The following is a 22,480-nucleotide window of genomic DNA, read 5'->3' as shown; positions in this document are numbered from 1 at the left end:
AAGCTGCTGTCCTGACGCACGAAAAGAAGGCCGCCAACGGCAGCCTTCTCGCAAATCAAATGCTCTCGATAGATAGCGGCTGGCTTACACCACCGCCTCCCGCAACAACGGCGAGTCCCAACCCGGGCGCGGTGCGAAACGTTCGCCATAACGTGCGTGCAGCGCCTGCAGACGCTCCAGCAGCGCGTCTGCGCCGACGCTGCGGATGTGTTGGATCGGGCCGCCGCGGAAGGGTGCGAAGCCGGTGCCGAAGATGACGCCGGCATCGAGCAGGTCTGCGTCGGCCACCACGCCGTCGTGCAGGCATGCCACTGCTTCGTTGAGTAGCGGCAGGATCAAACGATCTTCCAGATCCGCAGGCGCGCTATAGCCGCTAGCAACTTCGGGTTTGACCGCGCGCCCGTTCTCCCACTTGTGCAGGCCCTGGCCGTCCTTCTTGCCGCGCTTGCCGGCTTCCACCGTGGCCAGCGCTGCCGGAATCGGCAAGTGTAGGAATGGCGCCAACTCCGCACCCACGCCGGCGGCCACGTCCAGGCCAACGGTGTCGATCAATTCGATCGGCCCCATCGGCATGCCGAACTTCACCGCGGTCTTGTCCAGTACCGGGCCGGGAATGCCTTCCGCATATGCTGTGGCCGCTTCGAGTAGGTAGGGGAACAACACCCGATTGACCAGGAAGCCCGGCGTGCCGGCCACCGGCACCGGGAACTTGTCCAATGCCTTGCAGAACGCAGCCAAGCGCGCCACGTTGGCCGGATCCAGGCCATCGTGCTGCACGATTTCCACCAGCGGCATCATCGCCACCGGGTTGAAGTAATGCAGGCCGGCGAACTGCGCCGGGCGCTGGATGTGGCCACGCAACTCGGTCAGCGGAATCGAAGACGTATTGGTGGTCAGCAATGCATCCGGCTTGAGCTGCGGCTCGATCGATTGATACAGCTCGCGCTTGGCCTGCGGGTTTTCGATGATCGCCTCGATCACCAGATCCGCCTGCGTCACGCCCGCACCGGCCAGGTCACCGCGCAGACGCGCCACCACGGCCGGCCGCTTGGCGTCGTCCTTGACGCGCTTGGCGAATAGTTCGCCACCGCGCGTCAGCGCCGTATCGATAAAACGCTGCTCGCGGTCCTGCAACGTGACTTCGAAGCCCTTGTAGGCCGCCCACGCCGCGATATCGCCGCCCATCACACCAGCGCCGATCACATGCACGTGGCGAATCGGCGCCGCTGCCGCACCGGCTGCATCCTTGCCACCCAGCGCTTTCAAGCGCTCGGTCAGGAAGAAGATGCGGATCAGGTTACGTGCGGTCGGTGTGCTGGCGAGTTTGACCACCGCCTTGCGCTCGGCCGCCAGCCGCACCTGGATGCCGCTACCGCCAACTCGCTCCCACACATTGATCAACGCATACGGCGCCGGGTAATGCTCTTTGCGTGCCTTGCGCGCAACTTGTTTGCGCATCTGCGGTGCCAGTATTTTGCGCGCCAGCAAAGTATTGGTGACCCATGCAGTGGCGCGCTGCTTGAACGGACGCGTCGTACCTGCGAGCGCCAGTGCAACAGCCACATCGACCAACACGGCGGGGGCAGCGACTTTGTCGACCAGGCCCATCGCGCGCGCTGCCTTGGCCGACACCGTGCGCCCAGTGAGCATCAGGTCCATCGCCGCCGGCGCACCGATCAGCCGCGGCAAGCGGGCGCTGCCGCCCCAGCCAGGGAAGATGCCGAGCTTGGTTTCCGGCAACCCGACGCGGGTACTGCCATCGTCGGAGGCCACGCGGTAGCGGCATGCCAGCGCGATTTCGGTGCCGCCTCCCATGCAGAAGCCGTGGATCGCCGCGACCGTGGGGCAGGGCAGTTCGGCCAGCTTCTGGAACACCTGCTGACCGCGATGGATCGCATCGTTGACGGTGCCCTTGCGGTCGAATTGCTGGAATTCCTTCAGATCTGCGCCGGCGATGAAGCCATTGGCCTTGCCCGAGCGCAGCACCACGCCCTTGGGCGGATCCAGTGCCAGGCGTTCAACCAAGGCGCCCAACTCCAGCAGCACCTCCTGCGAAAATGCGTTGACCGGTGCGCCCTGGCGATCGAGGCTGAGCACGACCACGCCGTCCTCGCGCAGGTCGGTCTGCCAATGGCTGAATCGGAGCCCGTCGAAACCTGGAAGCATGCGTCTGGCCGTCCGGCAATAGAATGAAAGGTCGTTATCATCCAGAGGTTGTTTCCTTCACGTCAAATACCCATACCTGTCGACAGGGCAGATGCGCGCTCCGGCGCGGCGTCGCCAGCGGTGCATCGGGACCGCTACCCTGATGCGTGACGGTCGTACGGTTCGGTATGAACTTTTCTTTTCAATGGCGGTCTCATTGCCCGACTTCGGTGGGCTGACAGGAGTGCGGCCCGACATGGCCGAAGTCGATACACCTCAGGAGCTGGACCTGGAACTGGTCCGGCGTGTGCAGCGCGGCGAAAGTGCGGCGTTCGATGTGCTGGTGCGCAAATACCAGCATCGGATCGTTGCGTTGATCGGGCGCTACATCGCCGACTGGAGCGAATGCCAGGACGTTGCCCAGGACACGTTTGTGCGCGCGTACCGCGCAATCAACAGTTTTCGTGGCGACGCCCAGTTCTATACGTGGCTGCACCGCATTGCCGTCAACACTGCCAAGAACCATCTGGTTGCGCACAACCGCCGCCCGCCCACCGACGACATCGAGATCAGCGATGCCGAGCAATTCGATGGTGCGACCCGATTGCGCGACACCGACACCCCGGAGCGCGAATTGATGCGACAGGAGCTGGAACAAACAGTGATGCGCGCGGTCCAAGCTCTGCCGGAAGAACTTCGGTCGGCCATCACCCTGCGCGAGGTGGAAGGGCTGAGCTATGAGGACATCGCGCGAAAGATGGATTGCCCGATCGGAACGGTGCGCTCACGCATCTTCCGGGCGCGCGAGGCCATCGACATCGAGCTGCGGCCTCTGCTGGAGACCGAAAGCGCTACCCGTGAGCGACACCGTGTATGAGCCATAACCCCGCCATGTCCACCCCCGACAAGTTCGAGCTTCACTATCGCCAGCAGCTGTCTGCGCTGGTCGACGGCGAATTGAGTGCCGACGAGTCGCGCTTTCTGCTGCGCCGTTTGGCCCACGACGAAGAATTGGCAGGTTGCCACGAGCGTTGGCAGCTTTGCGGCGATGTGCTGCGCGGTGCGGCCAGTGCGCCGGCGCCGCTGGATTTCGCAGCGCGAGTGCGCAGCGCCATTGCCGAGGAGCCAGCCCCGCAAGCGCAGCCTGCCGCTCGCCCAGGCGCGCGTTGGCGCTGGGGTGGCGGCGCCGCGATTGCGGCATCGGTGGCGGCGATTGCGTTGTTCATGGCGCGCGAGCGCCTGCCCGAAGCGGCAGCGCCCGGTGCCGAAACACGTGTGTACGCCACCGCAGCGCAGCTTCCGCCTGCATCGCAAACGCCGCAGGTCCCCGTGGCACCCAAGGCGCCGGCTGCACCGCTTCCGGAAACGCCGGATCAGGTGGCTGCGCTCGCTGCGGCCGTGCCTGCCGCTGCGCTGGCATCCACGGGCCGCGGTGCGGCAACGCGCAATCAACAAGTCGCACGCAGTGCAGCTGCGCGTCAGCAGCAGGCGCCGACCCGCATGGTGGCTGCGGCAGCACCGGCACCGGCATCATCTGCCGCTTCATCTGCCGCTTCATCTGCCGTTGCGGCTGCGCCGTCCAACCCGTTCACGCATCCGGACACTACGCTGCAGGCACGCCCGTGGCCGCGCGCGGCCTTGTCCGGGCCGAGCGAAAGTCCGCTCAACGCCAGTTTCCGCCAGAGCCGTCCAGGCACCACGTTCTATCCGTTTGAGCCAGCGCCACAGACGGTCGCCAGCCCGGCGCCGAACCGGCCATTGCCGGTGCAGCTCCCGCAGAACTGACCCTGTCGTCTGTCTTTATCCGTTCGGCATTCTCCTTCCCGTTATCGTGCCGGGCCCGTGTTGTTGCGCGGGTTCCGCCCCCTGTCGCCCTGCCATCGGAGGCAACCTGATGAACCATCGCATCCGCACCCAGATGTTCGGCCTGATCGCCATGACCCTGCCGCTGGCCGCCTGCGCGCAGCAGCCCGCACCCGCTGCCAAGGACGTCGCCCCGATTGCCGCCAACCGCAGTGCCACGCCAGCGCCACAGCTGGTGGCGGGGCTGCCGGACTTCACCAATTTGGTCGAGCAGGTCGGACCGGGCGTGGTCAATATCGAAACCACCATCACCCGCAAGGACGCCATGGCGCGCCAGCAGCGCAGTGGTCCGGGTGGTCGCGGTGGCGGTGCGATGCCTGATGACGAGCAGATGCCGGAATTCTTCCGCCGTTTCTTCGGACCGGATTTTCAGATGCCCGGTGGACCACGCCAGGGGCCGGGTGGTCCGGGGCAGGGCGATGACGACGGCGGCATCGCCGGCAAGTCGATGGGCTCGGGCTTCATCATTTCGGCCGACGGCTATGTGCTGACCAATCACCACGTGGTCGATGGTGCCAGCGAAGTCACCGTCAAGCTCACCGACCGCCGCGAGTTCAAGGCCAAGGTGGTGGGGAGTGATGAGCAATACGACGTGGCGCTGCTGAAGATCGAGGCCAAGGGCCTGCCGACCGTGCGCCTGGGCGATTCGAACATGCTCAAGCCGGGCCAGTGGGTGGTGGCGATCGGCTCGCCGTTCGGCCTGGATCACTCGGTCACCGCTGGCATCGTCAGCGCCACCGGCCGCAGCAATCCGTACGCCGACCAGCGCTACGTGCCCTTCATCCAGACCGACGTGGCGATCAACCAGGGTAATTCCGGCGGCCCGCTGCTCAATACGCGTGGCGAGGTGGTCGGCATCAATTCGCAGATATTCTCCGCGTCGGGCGGCTACATGGGCATCAGTTTCGCGATCCCGATCGACCTGGCCTTCAGCGCGGCCGAGCAGATCAAGGCCACCGGCCACGTGAGTCGCGGCATGCTGGGCGTGGCGGTCGGCCCGATCGACTCGCTCAAGGCCCAGGGCCTGGGCTTGCCGGACAGCCGTGGTGCCTTGGTCAACGACATCCCGGCCGGCAGCCCGGCAGCCAAGGCCGGCATCGAGGTGGGCGACGTGATCCGTGCGGTGAACGGCAAGTCGATCGATGTCGCCAGCGATCTGCCGCCGATGATCGGGCTGATGCCGCCGGGCGCCAAGGTGACCCTGGATGTACTGCGCGAGGGCAAGCCGCGCAAGGTGACGGTCACCCTCGCACCACTGCAGGACGGCGGCGAGAACGTCGCGCCGCGCACTGCGGCTGATGAGGCCAAGCCCAGCGCCCCGGCCAGCGTGGAATTGCTCGGCCTGCAAGTCGCTGACCTGACCGCTGCCGAACGCAGTCGCCTGGGCCTGGAAGCGGGCGAGGGCGTGCGCATCGCCTCGGTCACCGGCGCGGCGGCACGCAGCACCCAGCCGCCGCTCTCGCCGGGCCTGATCATCGCCCGCGTCGGCCGCACCAAGGTGGGTAGCGTCGCCGAGCTCAACCGTGCCCTGTCCAGCTATAAAAAGGGCGACGTGGTCATGCTGCTGGTCACCGACGGCAAGGCGACCAGCTATGTGGCCTTGAAGGCCGGCGGCTGAGAGGCCGGGATTGGGGATTGGTGATTCGGGATTGGCAGGAGCAAGTGCACGTTTGCGGGCATTTGTTCCTGCTCTGCTTTTCGAATCCCCAACCCAGACTGCCTAATCCCTGCTTCAAAGCGTGCGATAATGCTGCGTTACCATGACGACGGCAACGCCGGCGCCCACCTCAATGTCCTCTGATTCAATGCGGAACATCCGCAATTTCTCCATCATTGCCCACGTCGACCACGGGAAATCCACCCTGGCCGACCGGATCATCCAGCTGTGCGGCGGCCTGCAGGCGCGCGAGATGGAGGCTCAGGTCCTCGACTCCAACCCGATCGAGCGCGAACGCGGCATCACCATCAAGGCACAGTCGGTGTCCTTGCCGTACACGGCAAAGGACGGGCAGGTCTACCACCTGAACTTCATCGACACCCCCGGGCATGTCGACTTCTCCTATGAAGTCAGCCGCTCGCTGGCCGCGTGCGAAGGCGCGCTGCTGGTGGTGGATGCGGCGCAGGGCGTGGAAGCGCAGTCGGTGGCCAATTGCTATACCGCGGTGGAGCAGGGCCTGGAAGTGGTGCCGGTGCTCAACAAGATCGACCTGCCCACCGCCGATGTCGACCGTGCCAAGGCCGAAATCGAAGCGGTGATCGGCATCGATGCCGAAGATGCGGTGGCGGTGAGTGCCAAGACCGGCTTGAACATCGATCTGGTGCTGGAGGCGATCGTGCATCGCATCCCGCCGCCGAAGCCGCGCGACACCGACAAGCTGCAGGCGCTGATCATCGATTCCTGGTTCGACAATTACCTGGGCGTGGTCTCGCTGGTGCGCGTGATGCAGGGCGAGATCAAGCCGGGCAGCAAGATCCTGGTGATGTCCACCGGCCGCACGCATCTGGTCGACAAGGTCGGCGTGTTTACGCCCAAGCGCAAGGAATTGTCTGCGCTGGGCGCCGGCGAAGTGGGCTGGATCAACGCCTCGATCAAGGACGTGCATGGCGCGCCGGTCGGCGACACGCTGACCCTGGCCGCCGACCCGGCGCCGCACGCATTGCCCGGTTTCCAGGAAATGCAGCCGCGCGTGTTCGCTGGCCTGTTTCCGGTCGATGCCGAGGATTACCCGGACCTGCGCGAAGCGCTTGACAAGCTGCGCCTGAACGATGCCGCGCTGCGCTTCGAGCCGGAAAGCTCCGAAGCGATGGGCTTCGGCTTCCGCTGCGGCTTCCTCGGCATGCTGCATATGGAAATCGTGCAGGAACGCCTGGAGCGCGAGTACAACCTCAACCTGATTTCGACCGCACCCACCGTGGTCTACGAGGTGCTCAAGACCGACGGCAGCGTGATCCCGATGGACAACCCGTCCAAGCTGCCGCCGCTCAACAACGTGGAAGAGATCCGCGAACCGATCATTCGCGCCAACATCCTCACGCCGCCCGATTACGTCGGCAACATCATTACCTTGTGCGAAGAGAAGCGCGGTAGCCAGATCGGCATCAATTACCTGGGCAGCCAGGTGCAGATCAGCTACGAGTTGCCGATGGCCGAAGTGGTGCTGGACTTCTTCGACAAGCTCAAGTCGGTCTCGCGCGGTTATGCCTCGCTGGACTACCACTTCCTGCGTTTCGATCCCGGCCCGTTCGTGCGTGTGGACACGCTGATCAACGGCGACAAGGTCGATGCGCTGAGCATCATCGTGCACCGTAGCTACGCGGATCGGCGTGGCCGCGAGTTGTGCGAAAAGATGAAAGAGTTGATCCCGCGGCAGATGTTCGATGTGGCGATCCAGGCTGCGGTGGGCTCGCAAATCATCTCGCGCTCCACAGTCAAGGCGATGCGCAAGAACGTGTTGGCCAAGTGCTATGGTGGCGACGTTTCGCGCAAGAAAAAGCTGCTGGAAAAGCAGAAAGAAGGCAAGAAGCGCATGAAGCAGGTCGGTCGCGTGGAGATTCCGCAGGAAGCCTTCCTGGCTGTTTTGCAGATGGACAAGTAGCAGGGATTCGGGATTCGTCATTCGGGATTGGCAACGGCTTGCCAATCCTCTTGCTCTTACTAATCCCGAATCTCAAATCTCGAATCCCGTTCCGAAGGAACATCAATGAAATGGTTTGAAATCATCCTGGTTGTCCTGACGCTGGGCAGCGGCTTCATCTGGCTGCTGGACAAGCTGTTTTTGGCCAAGCGCCGTGCCGCGCGTGCAGGGTTGCTGGACAGCGAGCCGGCGATCATCGATTACTCGCGCGCCTTTTTTCCGGTGCTGGCAGTGGTGCTGATCCTGCGCAGCTTCGTGGCCGAGCCGTACAAGATTCCGTCCAGTTCGATGATGCCCAATCTATTGATCGGTGATTTCATCCTGGTCAACAAGTTCGCGTACGGTTTCCGTCTGCCGATCACCAATACCAAGTTCATTCCGACCGGCGAGCCCAAGCGTGGCGACGTGGTGGTGTTCAAGCCGCCGCATGCGCCGGACCAGAATTGGATCAAGCGCGTGGTGGGCCTGCCGGGTGACCGGATCGGCTTCCATGGCGATACGCTGTACATCAATGACAAGCCGATGCATTACACGGTCAAGGGCGAGTACATCGGCAAGGGCAAGGGCGCTGAAATGACCGGCACCACGCTGCTGGTCGAGGACCTGCCGGGCCGCACCCATACCGAGCTGGAGTGGCTGGACCGCAACATGCCGGCCGGGCAGGGTGACTGGACCGTGCCGGCGGACAGCTATTTCGTGATGGGGGATAATCGCGACAACAGCGAAGACAGCCGGTTCTGGACCCAAACGCACTTTCTGCCGGAAGCCAATCTGCGCGGCAAGGCGTTCCTGATCTGGCTCAATTGCGAAGGGTGGTTCTGCAAGGGGAGTTTCGATCCATCGCGTATCGGGACTGGAATCCAGTAAATGCACGCACGGCGTGCCAGGGGAAGCACAATGAAGCGCAAGCAAAGCGGTATGACGTTGACGTCGTTCGTGGTGGTGCTGGCGGTGGTGGGGTTCGGTCTGTACATCGGGATGAAGCTGTTTCCGATGTATCAGGAATACTACGCAGTGCGTACGTCGATGAAGGGCTTGGCCAATGAAGTTGGCAGCGCCGACATGGATCCGTCCAAGTTGCAGGAGATGTTCTTCAAGCGGCTTGACATCAATGCGTCCGAAAGCGTGAAGCGTGAGAACGTCAAGTTCGAGCGGATCGAAGGCGGCTGGCGCATGAAGGTCAACTACGAAGTCCGGCGCGAGCTGGTTGGCAATTTGGATGTGGTTGGCAAGTTCGATACGGCACAGGATCTGACGAAGCGCGGTGTCGAATAGAACCTTCCAGCGCGGTGATCCGATCGGGCATGCATTTGCCGATCCGGCTCTGCTCGCCCAGGCGCTGCGGCATCGCAGCGCCGGGACGCCGCATAACGAGCGACTGGAATTTCTCGGCGACGGCATCGTCAATCTGTTGATCGCCGAAGCGCTGTATCAACGTTGGCCCAAGGCCGATGAAGGCGCATTGACCCGCGCGCGTGCCGAACTCGTCCGCGAAGGTGCGCTGGCAGTGATCGGACGCACGTTGAACCTCGGCGAGCGTCTGACGCTGGGTCCAGGCGAGCTGAAGTCCGGTGGCCATCGGCGCGATTCGATCCTGGCCGATGCGGTCGAAGCGATTGTCGCGGCCATTTACCTAGACTGCGGTTTCGAGCGTTGTCGTGCGGTGGTGCTGCCGTGGTTCGAAGCCTCACTGGCGGCGCTGCCGGTGGGCAAGGCCGAAAAAGATCCCAAGACCCGGTTGCAGGAATGGCTGCAGGCGCGCCAACTGCCGCTGCCTAATTACGCTCTGATCAGCGAGAGCGGCGACGAACATGCCAAGCAGTTCCACGTCGCCTGCATTCTGGAGCAGCCCACTGCCCGTGCCGAGGGCCAGGGCACCTCGCGTCGTCTTGCCGAGCAACAGGCAGCGACTCTTGTCATCGCACAACTGGATTCAAAAACGTGAGCGAAACCTCTTCCCCCCACCGTAGCGGTAGCGTTGCCGTGATTGGCCGGCCCAACGTCGGCAAGTCCACCCTGACCAACGCCCTGGTCGGCGCGAAGGTCAGCATCGTCTCCAACCGGCCGCAGACCACGCGTCATCGGCTGTTGGGCATCGCCACGTTCCCGGAAGGACAGCTGGTGCTGGTCGATACCCCCGGGCTGCACCGCGAGCAGAAGCGCGCGATGAACCGGGTGATGAATCGCGCGGCGCGCGGCTCGCTCGAAGGCGTGGACGCGGCGGTGCTAGTGATCGAAGCCGGCCGCTGGGACGAGGAAGACACCCTGGCATTCCGCGTGCTCAGCGATGCCCAGGTGCCAGTGGTGCTGGTGGTTAACAAGGTCGACCGCCTCAAGGACAAGACTGCGCTGTTCCCGTTCCTCGCCCAGGTCAGCGAGGGCCGCACCTTCGCCGCCGTGCATCCGGTATCGGCGCTCAAGCGCAAGGGCCTGGAGGCGCTGGTCGCCGACCTGCTCAAGCTGGTGCCCGAAGCCGATGCGATGTTCGGCGAAGACGAGATCACCGACCGCAGCCAGCGCTTCCTGGCCGGCGAATTGGTGCGCGAGCAGCTGATGCGTCAGCTCGGCGAAGAACTGCCGTACGCCACCACCGTGGAAATCGAGCGCTTTGCCGAGGATGGCGCGCTGCTGCGGATCGGTGCGGTGATCTGGGTCGAGCGCGAAGGCCAGAAGGCGATCGTGATCGGCAAGGGCGGCACGCGTCTGAAGGAAATCGGCGGCAAGGCGCGCCTGCAGATGGAGCGGCTGTTCGGTGCCAAGGTCTTCCTGGAAACCTGGGTGCGCGTGCGCGAAGGCTGGTCGGACGACGAAGCTGCGCTGAAGGCGTTCGGCTACGAATGACGTCAGGACCGGGGCTCGGGGACCCGGAAATCGGGCAAAGCCAGGTCAAGCAGCTGGCCGGCAGATCGTCGGAGCGATGTTGTTCTGTATTCGCTAGGGCTGCGCGCCGCCCTGGCAGTATCGGCTTGGCTAAACATCGCTGCGTCGCGTCGCCATTAGACGACCGATCCTGTGGCTTCACCGAATCTCCGGCTCGCGATTCTCAGCCTCGGCTCTACCGCGCATGCTGATCGAGCACGAACGCGGTTTCGTGCTGCACGTGCGTGCCTGGCGCGAGACCAGCCTGCTGGTGGAAGTGCTGACCGAGCAGCATGGGCGTGTGGGGCTATTGGCGCGCGGCGTGCACGGGCCGCGCAAGCAGGCCTTGCGCGCTGCCTTGCAGCCATTGCAGCTGATCCAGTTCAGCGCCGTGCAGCGCGGCGAGCTGGCCCAGTTGCGCCAGGCCGAAGCGCTGGATACTGCGCCTCGACTGGTCGGCGAGACCATGCTGGCCGGTTTCTATATCAGCGAACTGTTGCTGCGGCTGGCCCCACGCAATGATCCGGTACCCGAACTCTATGCCTGTTATGCGCAGGCGCGGACGCACCTGGCATCTAATCTGCCGTTGGCATGGGGGTTGCGCCGGTTCGAGCGCGACGTGCTGGAAGGGCTGGGATTCGCCTTCGATCTGCAGCACGACAGCGACGGGCAACCGATTGACCCGGCAGCGCGGTATCGGCTTGATCCGCAGGAAGGCGCCTTGCGCGTGTTGAGCGAACGGCTGGCGCAGGATCGCCGTGAAACCGTCACCGGTGCGGCGCTGCTGGCGTTGGGTGAAGACATCATGCCAGCCGCGGACGATATGCCCGGCCTGCGCCGCAGCATGCGCAGTGTGCTGCTGCATCATCTAGGTGGGCGCGGCCTGAAATCCTGGGAAATGCTTGAGGATCTGGCACGGCGGCGCTGATCGGGCCGGCCCTGTCCATGCACGCGATGCTGCTGTGTCAGTGCCGTCAGCGCAGCCATACGCGAACATCTCAATCTGCAAACCTGCAATGCTTCGAACGCTGCGCCGAGCTGGAAAGCAGATCGACGCCGAGCCTCTCAATGCAGCAACGCCGCCACCGCCGCATGGAATTGAGTCCGCGCAGTCCGCGATTGCGGGTCGCCGCGCAGCAGGCGCACTGCACCAGCAAGCCGCGCCGCGCCGACAAAACCGCAGCTGGCCTGCAACCGATGCAGGTGGTTGCGTAATGCTTGTTCGTCGCTGATCTGCAGGGCCGAATCTACCGCATCCCGGGTGCCCGGAAGTTCGGCCAGGAACAGCTCGCGCAGGGCATTGAGGTGGTGTTGCTGGCCGTTGAGTGCGCTGAGTGCGGCCGCCTCGTCCCAGTCGCTGGCAGCGATGTCCAGCACGCCCACCGGGGCAACGCTGTAGCGGCCGCGGGCAAGGCCGCGCCGTACCGCCTGTAAGAGGCGCTCGGAGGTCAGCGGTTTGACCAGCGTTTCCAGAAACCCGTCGGACTGCAGGCCGTGCTGCATCGCCATGCTGGTGTCGGCGGTGTGCGCCAGTGCCGGCACGTCCGGGTGCAGCAGGCGTAGCGCACGCAGTAGCCCGCTGCCGGTGCCATCGGGAAGGTTGACGTCGATCAGCCAGAGATCGTGGCGACGTTCGCGCGCGCGGTCGAGTGCAGAAGAGAGGGAATCGGCACAGTCCACCGTGGCCGGAAGACCGTCCAACACGGCCTGCAAGAATCCGCGGCTGATCGGGTCGTCTTCCACCAGTAATAGGCGTGGGTAGGGTTCCTGGCGTGTGGCCATGTTCATGCTGCCTCCTTGTCAGCGATGCCGCGTCCTGATTCGCGCACAGCGGCAGTTTGCCTGGGTTTGCGGGGCGCGACAATTGTTGCGCTGCCCAGCGCGGCCTCCGTCGATCGCATCTGCGACAATACGCACCCTTTTTGCCCGCAGCTTGTCGCCACGTGGCCAGAACCAGAAACCGTTTCGACCGTACCCTCTTCCAGACCGCGATCACCGACCTGAGCCATGACGGCCGCGGGGTGGCGCGCCGCGACGGCGAGGGCGGCAAGGTCACCTTCATCAGCGGCGCCTTGCCAGGTGAGTTGGTGCGTGCCGAACCCACCGCCCGCAGCCGTCATTTCGATGAGGCCAAGACGGTGGAAGTGCTGGAGGCGTCCCCGCAGCGCGTGGCCCCGCGCTGTCCGCACTTTGGTGTTTGCGCCGGTTGCGTATTGCAGCACCTGGAGGAATCGCAGCAGATCGTCGCCAAGCAGCGCGTGCTGATGGACAACCTTGAACGTATCGGTCACGTCACCCCGCAGGCCGTGCTGCCTGCGCTGACCGGCGATAACTGGGGCTATCGGCGCAAGGGCCGCTTCTCCGTGCGCCGTGTGGAGAAGAAGGACAAGACGTTGATCGGCTTTCGCGAGCTCGACCCGCGGTTCGTGGCCGATTTGTCCGTCTGCTACACGGTGATCCCGCAGATCGGCGAGAAGATCCCGTTGCTGGCCGCGCTGGTCGAAGGCATGGACGGTAAGCGCGACATCCCGCAGATCGAATTCATTGCCGGCGACGATGCGGTGGCATTGACCATTCGCCATATGCAGCCGCTCAGCGAGCGCGACCAACAAGCCTGGATCGCATTTGCGCAAGAGCACGGATTTGCGATCTTCCTGCAGCCTGGTGGCGTGGACAGCGTGCATCCGCTGTGGCCGCAAGAAGTGCCATTGTCGTTCCGCCTGCCGCAGTGGGATGTGGAACTGGCATTCCGGCCGCTGGACTTTATCCAGGTCAACGCTTCGCTCAATCAAAAGATGATCGCGCACGCGCTGGCACTGCTCGACGCTAAGCCCGACGACCGCGTGCTGGACCTGTTCTGCGGCCTGGGTAATTTCACCCTGCCGCTGGCGCGCGTGGTGCGCGAGGTGGTGGGTGTGGAAGGCGACGCCGGGCTGGTGGCGCGGGCCAAAGACAACGCCCAGCGCAATGGTCTGGAGAACGCGCAGTTTTACGCCGCCGACTTGACCCAGGATCAGCGCAACACGCCCTGGATGCGCCAGGGCTTCGACAAGCTGCTGCTGGATCCGCCACGCTCCGGCGCGTTGGAGGTGCTGCAGCAACTGCCGCTGAGAAAATTCGAGCGCATCGTCTATGTGAGCTGCCATCCGGGCTCGCTGGCGCGTGACGCTGGCTACCTGGTCAACGAGCAGGGCTTTACGCTGGTATCGGCGGGCGCGATGGACATGTTCCCTCACACTGCGCACGTGGAAAGCATTGCGGTGTTTGAGCGGCGTTGATTGGGGATTCGGCATTCGGGATTCGCAGAAGCGAATCCTTTCGCCCCTCCATCGCCGGTGTTGTCTCGCGCATTGCTGGCTCTTGATTCCGGATTCAAGTGCAATCCGCGGATTGATATGTGTTGACGTGATCGGCACTAGCTCCTGCTTTAACCAATCCCACTCGCGAATCCCCACTCTCATGCCCGTAGAAATCGAACGCAAATTCCTGGTCACCGGCGACGGTTGGCGCAACGCCGCGCATGCGGTGATTCCGATGGCGCAGGGCTACATCAACGATCAGGCGGCGCTGCGTAGCGGCACGCAGAATGCGTCGGTGCGGGTGCGGATTCAGGGCGAAAGTGCGTTTCTCAATCTAAAATCGCGCGAAGTGGGGCACACGCGGCAGGAGTTCGAATACCCGATTCCGCCTGCCGATGCCCGCGCGTTGCTGGCGCTGTGCGTGGGTGGTTTGGTCGACAAACGCCGGCATCTGGTCGCCTACCAGGGCCATGTGTGGGAGGTCGATGAATTCCTCGGTGACAACGCCGGGCTGGTGGTGGCAGAGATCGAACTCGAACACGCCGATGAAGCGTTTGCCACGCCTGATTGGATCGGGACCGAAGTCACCGACGACGTGCGCTATTACAACCTGGCGCTGGCCTCGCATCCGTTTAAGCAGTGGGGCGCGAAGTTGTGATTCGGGATTTGGGATTCGCAAAGGCGGATATGCGGCTCCGTGCGCTGGGGAACTGATTTGGGATTTGGGATTGGTAAAAGCAGATGGCGCTCGGCGCAAGGCCACTGTTTGGCGAATCCCTAATCCCGAATCCCCAATCCCTGCGTGCGCAAACGCTTCGCGACTGCCCAATCCCGCTTATGCTCCACAAATCCCCAACCCCCACCAACGAATTCCCGCTCATGCGCATCGACATCTGGTCCGACGTAGTGTGCCCCTGGTGCTGGATCGGCAAGCGCCGTTTCCAGGCTGCCATCGCTGCGCTTGGCGCGCAGGCGCCAGCCTTGGACATTCACTACCACACATTTCAACTCGATCCCGATGCCGGCTTGGAGCCGACGCCGTTGCGCGAAGCGCTGGCGCTGAAGTTCGGCGGTGCTGCGCGGGTCGAGCAGATCCTGGCGCAGACCCAGGCCACCGCGCAGGCGGAAGGATTGCCGCTGGATTTCGGCCGTGGGCAGGTCCAGGTCAGCACGCTTCGCGCGCATCGGTTGATCTGGCTGGCTAGCCACGAGGGCGATGTGGATGCGGTGATGGAAGCGCTGTTTCATGCGCATTTTGCCGAAGGCCAAAATGTGGGCGGGACCGAAACGCTGGTGCGTGCCGGTGAGGCTGGCGGTCTTGCTGCGGCCCGCGTGCAGGCGATGCTGGAGTCCGACGAAGGTATCGTCGAAGTGCAGGCGCAGCTGGCGCAGGCTGCTGCATTAGGCATTCGCGCGGTGCCCAGTTTCGTGATCGACGGTCGTGCCTTGATCCAGGGCGCGCAGCCGCCGGAGAGTTTTGCGCAGGCCTTGCTGCAGTTGGGGGCCGAATCGACACCAGTCGGCGGGCCGGATGCCTGCGGGCCGGACGGCTGCGCGGTGTGACCCACATGCTTGCTGCATGTACCGGCACGCGCGCGACCGCATGAGGTTACCTGCCCGCGTGCAAAAGGTGGCTGTGATTGGCGCCGGGTTGGCCGGTCTGGTCTGTGCGCAGCAGCTGCAGGCGGCGGGCTATGCCGTGACGGTGTTCGATCAGGTCGATGCGCCGGGTGGCCGCATGCGTCACTGCACAGGCGATCATTGGCAATGCGATCACGGCGCGCAATATTTCACTGCGCGCGATCCTGCGTTTGCCGCGGTTGTGGATGCCTGGATCGACGCTGGCATCGCCGCACCCTGGCAGGCACGCATCGCAAGCTGGGACGGCGCGCAGTTAAGCCACTCACACAGCGCGCTGACGCGGTATGTGGGCGTTCCCGATATGGCTGCGCCGGCCAGGGCACTTGCAGTGCATTTAGATATTCGTCTGTCTACCGAGGTGCATGCGCTGCAGCGCAGCGGGCAAGGGTGGAGCGTGTCGTGCGCGCAAGACACAGCAGCGCACATGTTCGATGCGGTGCTATTGGCTGTTCCCACACCGAATGCGGCTAAATTATTCCCACCGATCGCGCCTGCGTTTTCGTCGATTGCCCAACACGCGCAGATGCAGCCTGCGTGGGCGGTGATCGCGCATTTCGATGGGCCAGTCGATCCGGGCTACGACGCACTGTTCGTCAATAACGGCCCGTTGCGCTGGGTAGCACGCAACTCAAGTAAGCCTGCGCGTGCAGGCATCGAGACCTGGCTGTTGCACGCTACTGCCGAGTGGAGCCAGGTGCATTGCGACGCGACGCCCACGGACGTCATTGCCAGCATCGTGCCGGAGCTTGCAGCGCTCGGTTTGCCGACGCCGCAGTACTGTGATGCTTTTTTTTGGACAGTCGCCAGCAGCAACCCCGCGTTGCAGATCGGCTGCGTGTGGGACGCGCAGCTTGGCCTGGGCATGTGCGGCGACTGGCTGGCAGGGGGCAAGGTCGAGGGCGCATGGCAGAGCGGGGTAGCGTTGGCGCAGCGCGTGTGTGCTGGCGATGTATTGCGAAGCGTTTGCGACTGACGCTGTGGCGGGCATCGCAGAAAAGATCGTGGTGCGTGCAAGGCAATGCTTATCTCATGGCAGTCGTGCGCGCATGTGGCCACGGTGACCAGAGTGTGTCTGCCGGATCGAACGCTTTCCCACCCAATGCGTCAGCAGGTACGCGCCGTTGCACCCCGCATGTTTGGGCGCCGTACTGATGCCTGATTCCAGCGCGTCCACAGCAGACGCCACCGCGCAAACGCCGGTCCACACGCTGCGTCTTATTCTGGGTGATCAGCTCAATCGGCAGCACAGCTGGTTCGCAACGCGTGATGCCGGCGTGGTCTACGTGCTGATGGAAGTGCGCGAGGAAACCGACTACGTGCTGCATCACGCGCAGAAGATCCTGGCAATCTTCGCGGCAATGCGCGCGTTCGCCGCAGGCTTGCGGCGGGCGGGGCATCGGGTGCGCTATGTAACGATCGACAACGCCAGCAACCGGCAGTCGATCCCGCACAACCTCGATGCCTTGATGGCGCATTACCGCGCCGGACACCTGGAGTACCAGGCCCCGGACGAGTGGCGGCTGGACGAAGCACTGCAGCAGTGGAGTGCCGGGCAGCTATTTGCCACGCGCATGGTCGACAGCGAACATTTTCTAACCGCGCGCAACGAAGTCGCCGCCTGTTTTCGCGCCGGCAGCGCGTGGCGCATGGAAGCGTTTTATCGGCGCATGCGGCGCCAGCATCGGATCTTGCTCGACGCGGTAGGCGAACCGGAAGGCGGGCGCTGGAACTTCGATCACGACAATCGTGCGCCGTGGCCGGGCGACCCGCCTGCGCCGAAGGATTGGCGCGCAACGCACGATCACAGTGCGCTGTGGCGCACGATCGAAGCCGCCGGCGTGCGCAGTTTCGGTGCGCCGAATGCGCAAGCCCTGCCATGGCCACTTGATCGCGAAGAAGCCTTGCAGCATCTGGATGCATTCATCGCACACGCCTTATCGGACTTCGGCCGCTACGAAGATGCGATGAGCACACGCAGCCCACGGCTGTTCCATTCGCTGTTGTCGTTTGCGCTCAACGTCAAGATGCTGCATCCACGTGAAGTGATCGCGCGTGCCGAAGCTGCCTGGCGGCAAGGGCATGCACCGCTGGCGTCGGTGGAAGGCTTCATCCGGCAGATTCTGGGCTGGCGTGAATACGTGCGCGGTGTGTATTGGTCGCAGATGCCGGGCTACGCGCAGTTGAATCGCCTCGATCAGCATGCACCGCTGCCGCACTGGTTCTGGGATGGGCAGATCGGCATGCGCTGCCTGGCCGATGCGGTCGGTAATTCGCTGGCTAATGCGCATGCACATCACATCCAGCGGCTGATGGTGATCGGCAATTTCGCGCTGCTGGCGGGGCTGGACCCGCAGGCGCTGCATCGCTGGTACCTGGGTGTGTACATCGACGCCTTCGAGTGGGTGGAACTGCCCAATACGGTGGGCATGAGCCAGTTCGCCGATGGCGGCCTGCTCGGCAGCAAGCCATATATCAGCGGCGCGGCCTACATCGATCGCATGAGCGATTACTGCAGTGGCTGCCGGTACCAGCGCAAGCTGCGGGTTGGAGCGAATTCCTGTCCTTACAACGCGCTGTACTGGGATTTTCTGCAGCGCCAGCGCCCGCTGCTGGGCGCCAACGAACGCTTGGCGATGCCGTACCGCCAGCTCGACGGCATGGCGCCCGAGGTGCTTGCGCAGGTACAGGCCCAGGCTGCGCATTGGCGAGCCCATCTCGAGGTGCTGTAAGTCTGCCCGTAATGGCAGACGGGGGGCGCAGCTGAATGCGCGATCTGACGCTGCCACGCGCATCTGCGACAATGCCGCGCTGCGCCACCAAGGCGCCTAGCCCGGGAGTCCCCCAACATGCTTCTGATCGGCGTTGCCGGTACCACACTCAGCGCACAGGAACGCGACTGGCTACAGCACGATGCGGTTGCCGGCGTGGTGCTGTTCAAGCGCAACGTCGCCTCGCGCACCCAGGTGGCCGAGCTGTCGGCAGCGATTCGCGCCGCCGCGCCGCGCCCGGTGCTGATCTGCGTGGATCAGGAAGGCGGGCGCGTGCAGCGGTTTCGCGAAGGATTCAGCGCGCTGGCGCCGTTGCAAAGTTTCGGTGCGCAGTACATGCAGGACCCCGACGCCGCACTGGCTGCCGCACGCGCGCATGCGCAGCTGATGGCCAGCGAGGTCCGCGCCAGTGGCGTGGACCTGAGCTTTGCGCCGGTGGTGGATCTGGGTCGCGGTAATCGCGCCATCGGCGATCGCGCTTTCAGCGACGACCCGCAGATTGTGGCCACCTTCACCCGCGTCTATGTGCATGCACTGCACGGCGCCGGCATGGCCGCCACGCTCAAGCATTTCCCGGGCCACGGCACCGTGCTGGAAGATACCCATGTGGATCACGCCAGCGACCCACGGCCGCTGGAGGTCTTGCAGGCCGAAGATCTGGTGCCGTTCGTGGCTGGCATCGAGGCCGGCGCGGACGCAGTGATGATGGCGCACGTGGTCTACCCGCAAGTCGCCCCAGAACCGGCCGGTTATTCGCAGCGCTGGATCGAACAGATCCTGCGCGGCCAGATGGGCTTCCGTGGCGTGGTCTTTTCCGATGATATCGGCATGGCCGCCTCGTTCAGTGCCGGCGGCGTGGCAGGCCGGGTGCACGCGCATCTGGATGCCGGCTGCGACGTGGTGCTGGTCTGCCACCCGGAACTGGTCGCCGAATCGTTGCAGGCCGTGCAGGGCCGTAACCTCAATACCGCCGCACTGATCGGCCTGATCGGCCGCGGCGCACTGGGCTGGGATGGCCTGCTCGCCGGCACCGACGCCTCATTCACCACTCCTCCTTCTGCCCATTTCGGAACAACTGCCTGATGTCCACGCTCACCATTTCCCAGGCCCTGGCCCAAGCCGATCTGTTGGTCGACCGTCCGGCCATCGATGCCGCCGTCGCCACCATCGCCGGCGCGATCGCACGCGACTATGCCGGCGAAGTGCCGGTGTATCTCACCATCATGCACGGCGCGCTGCCGTTCTCCGGCCAGTTGGCGCTGGAACTGGGCGCACGTGGCCAGGACCTGCAGTTCGATTACCTGCATGCCACGCGCTATCGCGGCGAAACCACCGGTGGCGAATTGGTGTGGAAGCACCGCCCAGCCACTGCGCTGTTCGGCCGCCGGGTGATCCTGGTCGACGATATTCTCGATGAGGGTTACACGCTGCAGGGCGTGCGCCAGTGGTGCCTGGAGCAGGGCGCCACCGACGTGCGCGTGGCGGTGTTGACCGTCAAGCGTCACGACCGCTGCGTACCCGGCGTGACGGCCGATTACGTGGGCGTGGAAGTGGCAGACCGCTACGTGTTCGGCTTCGGCATGGACGTGAGCGAGCAGCTGCGTGGCATTCCTGCCATCTATGCGATGAAGCAGTAACCCGCAGTTTTTCACGCTCGCAGAAATGCGAGCTGCCGAGCGCGTCTTGCTGCGCGCACCGTTGTTGATTTGTTGCAGAGGTCGGTTGTGTTCGCAAATTCCATCGCATTGGCCGTCATTGGCGGCACTGGTGTCTACCAGCTCGCGCAGCTGGACGATGTTCAGTCGCACGACGTCGAAACGCCCTACGGCGCGCCGTCCGGACCAATCCGCGTCGGCATGCTGCTTGGCCACCGCGTCGCCTTCCTGGCACGCCATGGCGAAGGCCATTCGCTGCCGCCGCACAAGGTCAATTACCGCGCGAACATCGCTGCACTGCAGCAAATCGGTGCCTCGCGGGTGCTGGCGCTCAACACCGTGGGCGGTATCACCGAACAGTTCGGACCGCGCGTGCTTGCCTGCCCGAACCAGCTGATCGATTACACCTGGGGCCGCGTGTCCACCTTCTGCGAAGAGCCTGGCAGCGAGGTGCAGCACGTGGATTTCGGCCATCCGTATTCGCCAATGTTTCGCAGCAAGGTGATTGCGGCAGCCAAAGTGACCGGCGTCACGATGGTGGCCGGCGGTTGCTACGGTGCGACGCAAGGACCACGGCTGGAAACGATTGCAGAGATCACACGCATGCGTCGCGATGGCTGCGATCTGGTGGGCATGACCGGTATGCCCGAAGCGGGCCTGGCGCGCGAAAAAGGCCTGGAATATGCGTGTTTGGCGATTGTGGCCAATTGGGCGGCCGGTTGCGGCGATGCGCAGGAAATCACCATGGCCGAGGTGTTGGCCAACGTCGACGCCGCCTCGTCCGGCTTGCCCGAGCTGATTGGCGAACTTGCACGCGGGTGATTGTCATCGGGGCATAAGCTTTGCATACTCGGCGCGTACGCACCGCCGTACACCACCCATTAATTATTGCAAAGGTCTCGCATCACCATGCCGAACGGTACCGTCAAGTGGTTCAACGACGCCAAGGGATTTGGCTTCATCTCACCGGAGGACGGCAGCGCCGATGTCTTCGCGCACTTCTCCGCGATCAATTCCAAGGGCTTCCGCAGCCTGCAGGAAGGCCAGCGCGTCAGTTATGACGTGACCCAGGGGCCCAAGGGTGCTCAGGCTTCGAACATCACGCCGGTCGAGTAATCTGACTCGATTGTGCGGTTGAAGAACCCCGCCACGGCGGGGTTTTTTTTGCGCCGGTTGTGCGCGGAAGTATTGGCGAAACAGAGCAGGGACGATGCAACAAGCATTACGTATTGCAGTGGTGGGCTACGGAACGGCGGGGCAAGCACTGGCAGTGCTGCTGGGCGCCGATGGGCATCAGCTGGAGGTCTTTGAGCGCGCGCCTGCGCCCGGGCCGTTAGGCGCAGGCTTTCTGCTGCAGCCCAGCGGCCTGCAGGTGCTCTGGAATATGGGCTTGCTGCCACAGGCGCTTGCGCATGGCGCACCGGTGCGTCGCTTGTATGGCGACACGCCCTGCGGGCGGGCAGTGATGGATATGCAGTACCGCGATCTGGATGCGCGCCTGATGGGTGTGGGCATGCAGCGCGGCGCCTTGTTTACGCTGCTGCGCGAGGCTTGGCCGCAGCACGCGCAACTGCATGCGGATACGCAGATCACCGCGATCGATCACGAGGGCGTGCGCGTACAGGATCAGCGCGGGCACTGGCATGGCCCTTACGATCTGATCATCGCCGCCGACGGCTCGGCCTCCACGCTGCGTGCGCAGACGCAAGGAACGCAGCTGGATCGGGTGTATCCCTGGGGCGCACTGTGGTGTCTGTTGCCGCGCGAAGACTGGCCGTTCGTGGACGAATTGCGCCAGCGCTATATCGGCGCACGCAAGATGATTGGTTTGCTGCCAGTGGGCACGCGCCCGGGCGATGACACGCCGCGGCTGAGTTTTTTCTGGAGCCTGCCGTGCAGCGATTTCGTTGCGTGGGAACAGCGCGGCATCGCGGCCTGGCGCGATGAAGTGGCGCAGATGTGGCCCGAAGCGCACGCGCGCCTTGCCACCGTGCAGGTGCACGGCGCACTGGCACGCGCGAGTTATCGCGATGCGGTGGTGGCGCGCTGGCATCGCGGCCGCTTCGTGCTTGCCGGCGATGCCGCGCACGCGATGAGCCCGCAATTGGGGCAGGGCGTGAACATGGCTCTGCTGGATGCATTGGCGATGCGCGATGCCTTGCGATCAGGCGCCGATCTGGACGATGCCTTGCAGCGCTATCAACGCGAGCGGCAGGCGCATGTAGCGATCTATCACCGCTGGAGCCGCTGGCTGACGCCGTTGTTCCAGTCAGAACGTGATCTCTGGGCACAAGGCCGCGACCTGCTGCTACGCCCGATGGGACGCGTGCCAGGCGGACGCGGGCATATGCTGCGCGTGCTCAGCGGCACCCAGCATGGCTGGTTCGGCAAGCTGGCGTTGGCACCGGATTTCATTGACGCGTTAGCGCAACCGGTGGCGCGTGTGGCCGACGATAAAGCCGAAGTGGCTGCGTAGAGCGCCCGATAAACTCCTACGCGTCTTCCAGGTTGGCGCGGCCGGCACTCGGAATCGGCATGTACCACGAACACTCCGTGTCCTCTGCGCCGTCCGCACCCAACTGATGGCGACTCGCTACGTTTTGTTAGCCGCGCTT

General features: G+C 64.1%; 21 protein-coding genes and 1 other RNA gene. 20 read left to right on the top strand and 2 right to left on the bottom strand.

The features are described from left to right. Positions 1–84 precede the first annotated feature (84 nt). Complete coding sequence (locus NX05_RS14975; RefSeq protein WP_039435610.1) at positions 85–2,166, bottom strand: 3-hydroxyacyl-CoA dehydrogenase NAD-binding domain-containing protein; 2,082 nt, start codon at positions 2,164–2,166, stop codon at positions 85–87. Positions 2,167–2,401: 235 nt separating this feature from the next. On the opposite strand from NX05_RS14975, the gene rpoE reads away from it, so the two are divergent. From rpoE to recO, 9 genes are all read left to right on the top strand, one after another. Beyond that, positions 2,402–3,022: an RNA polymerase sigma factor RpoE gene (gene rpoE, locus NX05_RS14970; protein ID WP_007962205.1), complete on the top strand. Its 621-nt coding sequence runs from the start codon at positions 2,402–2,404 to the stop codon at positions 3,020–3,022. Then, positions 3,019–3,930, top strand: coding sequence for a sigma-E factor negative regulatory protein (locus NX05_RS14965; RefSeq protein ID WP_039435608.1), 912 nt, complete (start codon positions 3,019–3,021; stop codon positions 3,928–3,930). Before rpoE ends, NX05_RS14965 begins: the two co-directional genes overlap by 4 nt. A 109-nt stretch (positions 3,931–4,039) precedes the next feature. Next, positions 4,040–5,626 (top strand): DegQ family serine endoprotease, encoded by a 1,587-nt coding sequence (locus NX05_RS14960; protein ID WP_039435605.1) that lies wholly within the window; start codon positions 4,040–4,042, stop codon positions 5,624–5,626. Positions 5,627–5,813: 187 nt separating this feature from the next. Then, a complete protein-coding gene (lepA, locus tag NX05_RS14955) occupies positions 5,814–7,604 on the top strand; it encodes a translation elongation factor 4 (RefSeq protein WP_039435602.1) in 1,791 nt (596 codons plus the stop codon). 105 nt (positions 7,605–7,709) lie between these two features. After that, positions 7,710–8,510 carry a signal peptidase I gene (gene lepB, locus NX05_RS14950; protein ID WP_010365965.1) on the top strand — a complete coding sequence of 267 codons (801 nt, stop codon included), beginning with the start codon at positions 7,710–7,712 and terminating at the stop codon, positions 8,508–8,510. Then, complete coding sequence (locus NX05_RS14945) at positions 8,511–8,918, top strand: DUF4845 domain-containing protein (protein ID WP_026112285.1); 408 nt, start codon at positions 8,511–8,513, stop codon at positions 8,916–8,918. After that, positions 8,908–9,588, top strand: a complete 681-nt coding sequence (rnc, locus tag NX05_RS14940; protein ID WP_039435599.1) for a ribonuclease III — start codon at positions 8,908–8,910, stop codon at positions 9,586–9,588. Before NX05_RS14945 ends, rnc begins: the two co-directional genes overlap by 11 nt. Beyond that, the gene (era, locus tag NX05_RS14935; protein WP_039435595.1) at positions 9,585–10,484 is read left to right on the top strand and encodes a GTPase Era; all 900 of its coding nucleotides are present in this window, start codon (positions 9,585–9,587) and stop codon (positions 10,482–10,484) included. Before rnc ends, era begins: the two co-directional genes overlap by 4 nt. A gap of 223 nt (positions 10,485–10,707) precedes the next feature. Next, positions 10,708–11,430 (top strand): DNA repair protein RecO, encoded by a 723-nt coding sequence (recO, locus tag NX05_RS14930; protein WP_039435593.1) that lies wholly within the window; start codon positions 10,708–10,710, stop codon positions 11,428–11,430. 137 nt (positions 11,431–11,567) lie between these two features. On the opposite strand, the gene NX05_RS14925 is transcribed toward recO, so the two are convergent. Continuing rightward, positions 11,568–12,290, bottom strand: a complete 723-nt coding sequence (locus tag NX05_RS14925; RefSeq protein WP_039435590.1) for a response regulator — start codon at positions 12,288–12,290, stop codon at positions 11,568–11,570. Positions 12,291–12,445: 155 nt separating this feature from the next. On the opposite strand from NX05_RS14925, the gene rlmD reads away from it, so the two are divergent. The 11 genes from rlmD to NX05_RS22795 all read left to right on the top strand — a co-directional run bounded on the left by rlmD (position 12,446) and on the right by NX05_RS22795 (position 22,474). Next, positions 12,446–13,780, top strand: a complete 1,335-nt coding sequence (gene rlmD, locus NX05_RS14920) for a 23S rRNA (uracil(1939)-C(5))-methyltransferase RlmD (RefSeq protein WP_039435587.1) — start codon at positions 12,446–12,448, stop codon at positions 13,778–13,780. A 181-nt stretch (positions 13,781–13,961) separates the two neighbouring features. Beyond that, on the top strand, positions 13,962–14,459 hold the full coding sequence (locus NX05_RS14915) for a CYTH domain-containing protein (protein ID WP_039435585.1): 498 nt from the start codon (positions 13,962–13,964) through the stop codon (positions 14,457–14,459). A 221-nt stretch (positions 14,460–14,680) separates the two neighbouring features. Further along, complete coding sequence (locus NX05_RS14910; protein ID WP_039435738.1) at positions 14,681–15,364, top strand: DsbA family oxidoreductase; 684 nt, start codon at positions 14,681–14,683, stop codon at positions 15,362–15,364. 16 nt (positions 15,365–15,380) lie between these two features. Further along, a complete protein-coding gene (locus tag NX05_RS14905) occupies positions 15,381–16,415 on the top strand; it encodes an NAD(P)/FAD-dependent oxidoreductase (protein ID WP_039435582.1) in 1,035 nt (344 codons plus the stop codon). A gap of 178 nt (positions 16,416–16,593) precedes the next feature. Next, entirely contained in the window at positions 16,594–18,171 is a 1,578-nt protein-coding gene (locus NX05_RS14900; RefSeq protein ID WP_039435736.1) for a cryptochrome/photolyase family protein, read from the top strand. A 117-nt stretch (positions 18,172–18,288) separates the two neighbouring features. Beyond that, entirely contained in the window at positions 18,289–19,293 is a 1,005-nt protein-coding gene (gene nagZ, locus NX05_RS14895) for a beta-N-acetylhexosaminidase (RefSeq protein WP_039435580.1), read from the top strand. Further along, positions 19,293–19,847, top strand: a complete 555-nt coding sequence (locus NX05_RS14890; protein ID WP_039435576.1) for a hypoxanthine-guanine phosphoribosyltransferase — start codon at positions 19,293–19,295, stop codon at positions 19,845–19,847. Before nagZ ends, NX05_RS14890 begins: the two co-directional genes overlap by 1 nt. A gap of 87 nt (positions 19,848–19,934) precedes the next feature. Then, positions 19,935–20,687, top strand: a complete 753-nt coding sequence (locus NX05_RS14885; protein WP_039435573.1) for an S-methyl-5'-thioinosine phosphorylase — start codon at positions 19,935–19,937, stop codon at positions 20,685–20,687. An 87-nt stretch (positions 20,688–20,774) separates the two neighbouring features. Beyond that, positions 20,775–20,981, top strand: a complete 207-nt coding sequence (gene cspE, locus NX05_RS14880) for a transcription antiterminator/RNA stability regulator CspE (protein WP_003488188.1) — start codon at positions 20,775–20,777, stop codon at positions 20,979–20,981. A gap of 94 nt (positions 20,982–21,075) precedes the next feature. Next, positions 21,076–22,341, top strand: coding sequence for an FAD-dependent oxidoreductase (locus NX05_RS14875; protein WP_039435570.1), 1,266 nt, complete (start codon positions 21,076–21,078; stop codon positions 22,339–22,341). A 59-nt stretch (positions 22,342–22,400) separates the two neighbouring features. Beyond that, positions 22,401–22,474, top strand: a non-coding RNA gene (locus NX05_RS22795) — sX9 sRNA. The last annotated feature ends 6 nt before the right edge of the window (positions 22,475–22,480 follow it).

This window comes from Xanthomonas vasicola (assembly GCF_000772705.2).
In the GTDB taxonomy this organism is placed as follows: domain Bacteria; phylum Pseudomonadota; class Gammaproteobacteria; order Xanthomonadales; family Xanthomonadaceae; genus Xanthomonas; species Xanthomonas vasicola.
Note: the sequence above shows the minus strand (reverse complement) of the source record. Positions and strands in the feature narration are given on the sequence as shown.

Bases quoted from the DNA above. Each gene is read 5' to 3' on its own strand.
- NX05_RS14975 (WP_039435610.1), bottom strand. From the start codon at position 2,166: ATGCTTCCAGGTTTCGACGGGCTCCGATTCAGCCATTGGCAGACCGAC.
- rpoE (WP_007962205.1), top strand. From the start codon at position 2,402: ATGGCCGAAGTCGATACACCTCAGGAGCTGGACCTGGAACTGGTCCGG.
- NX05_RS14965 (WP_039435608.1), top strand. From the start codon at position 3,019: ATGAGCCATAACCCCGCCATGTCCACCCCCGACAAGTTCGAGCTTCAC.
- NX05_RS14960 (WP_039435605.1), top strand. From the start codon at position 4,040: ATGAACCATCGCATCCGCACCCAGATGTTCGGCCTGATCGCCATGACC.
- lepA (WP_039435602.1), top strand. From the start codon at position 5,814: ATGCGGAACATCCGCAATTTCTCCATCATTGCCCACGTCGACCACGGG.
- lepB (WP_010365965.1), top strand. From the start codon at position 7,710: ATGAAATGGTTTGAAATCATCCTGGTTGTCCTGACGCTGGGCAGCGGC.
- NX05_RS14945 (WP_026112285.1), top strand. From the start codon at position 8,511: ATGCACGCACGGCGTGCCAGGGGAAGCACAATGAAGCGCAAGCAAAGC.
- recO (WP_039435593.1), top strand. From the start codon at position 10,708: ATGCTGATCGAGCACGAACGCGGTTTCGTGCTGCACGTGCGTGCCTGG.
- NX05_RS14925 (WP_039435590.1), bottom strand. From the start codon at position 12,290: ATGAACATGGCCACACGCCAGGAACCCTACCCACGCCTATTACTGGTG.
- NX05_RS14915 (WP_039435585.1), top strand. From the start codon at position 13,962: ATGCCCGTAGAAATCGAACGCAAATTCCTGGTCACCGGCGACGGTTGG.
- NX05_RS14910 (WP_039435738.1), top strand. From the start codon at position 14,681: ATGCGCATCGACATCTGGTCCGACGTAGTGTGCCCCTGGTGCTGGATC.
- NX05_RS14905 (WP_039435582.1), top strand. From the start codon at position 15,381: ATGTACCGGCACGCGCGCGACCGCATGAGGTTACCTGCCCGCGTGCAA.
- NX05_RS14900 (WP_039435736.1), top strand. From the start codon at position 16,594: ATGCCTGATTCCAGCGCGTCCACAGCAGACGCCACCGCGCAAACGCCG.
- nagZ (WP_039435580.1), top strand. From the start codon at position 18,289: ATGCTTCTGATCGGCGTTGCCGGTACCACACTCAGCGCACAGGAACGC.
- NX05_RS14890 (WP_039435576.1), top strand. From the start codon at position 19,293: ATGTCCACGCTCACCATTTCCCAGGCCCTGGCCCAAGCCGATCTGTTG.
- cspE (WP_003488188.1), top strand. From the start codon at position 20,775: ATGCCGAACGGTACCGTCAAGTGGTTCAACGACGCCAAGGGATTTGGC.
- NX05_RS14875 (WP_039435570.1), top strand. From the start codon at position 21,076: ATGCAACAAGCATTACGTATTGCAGTGGTGGGCTACGGAACGGCGGGG.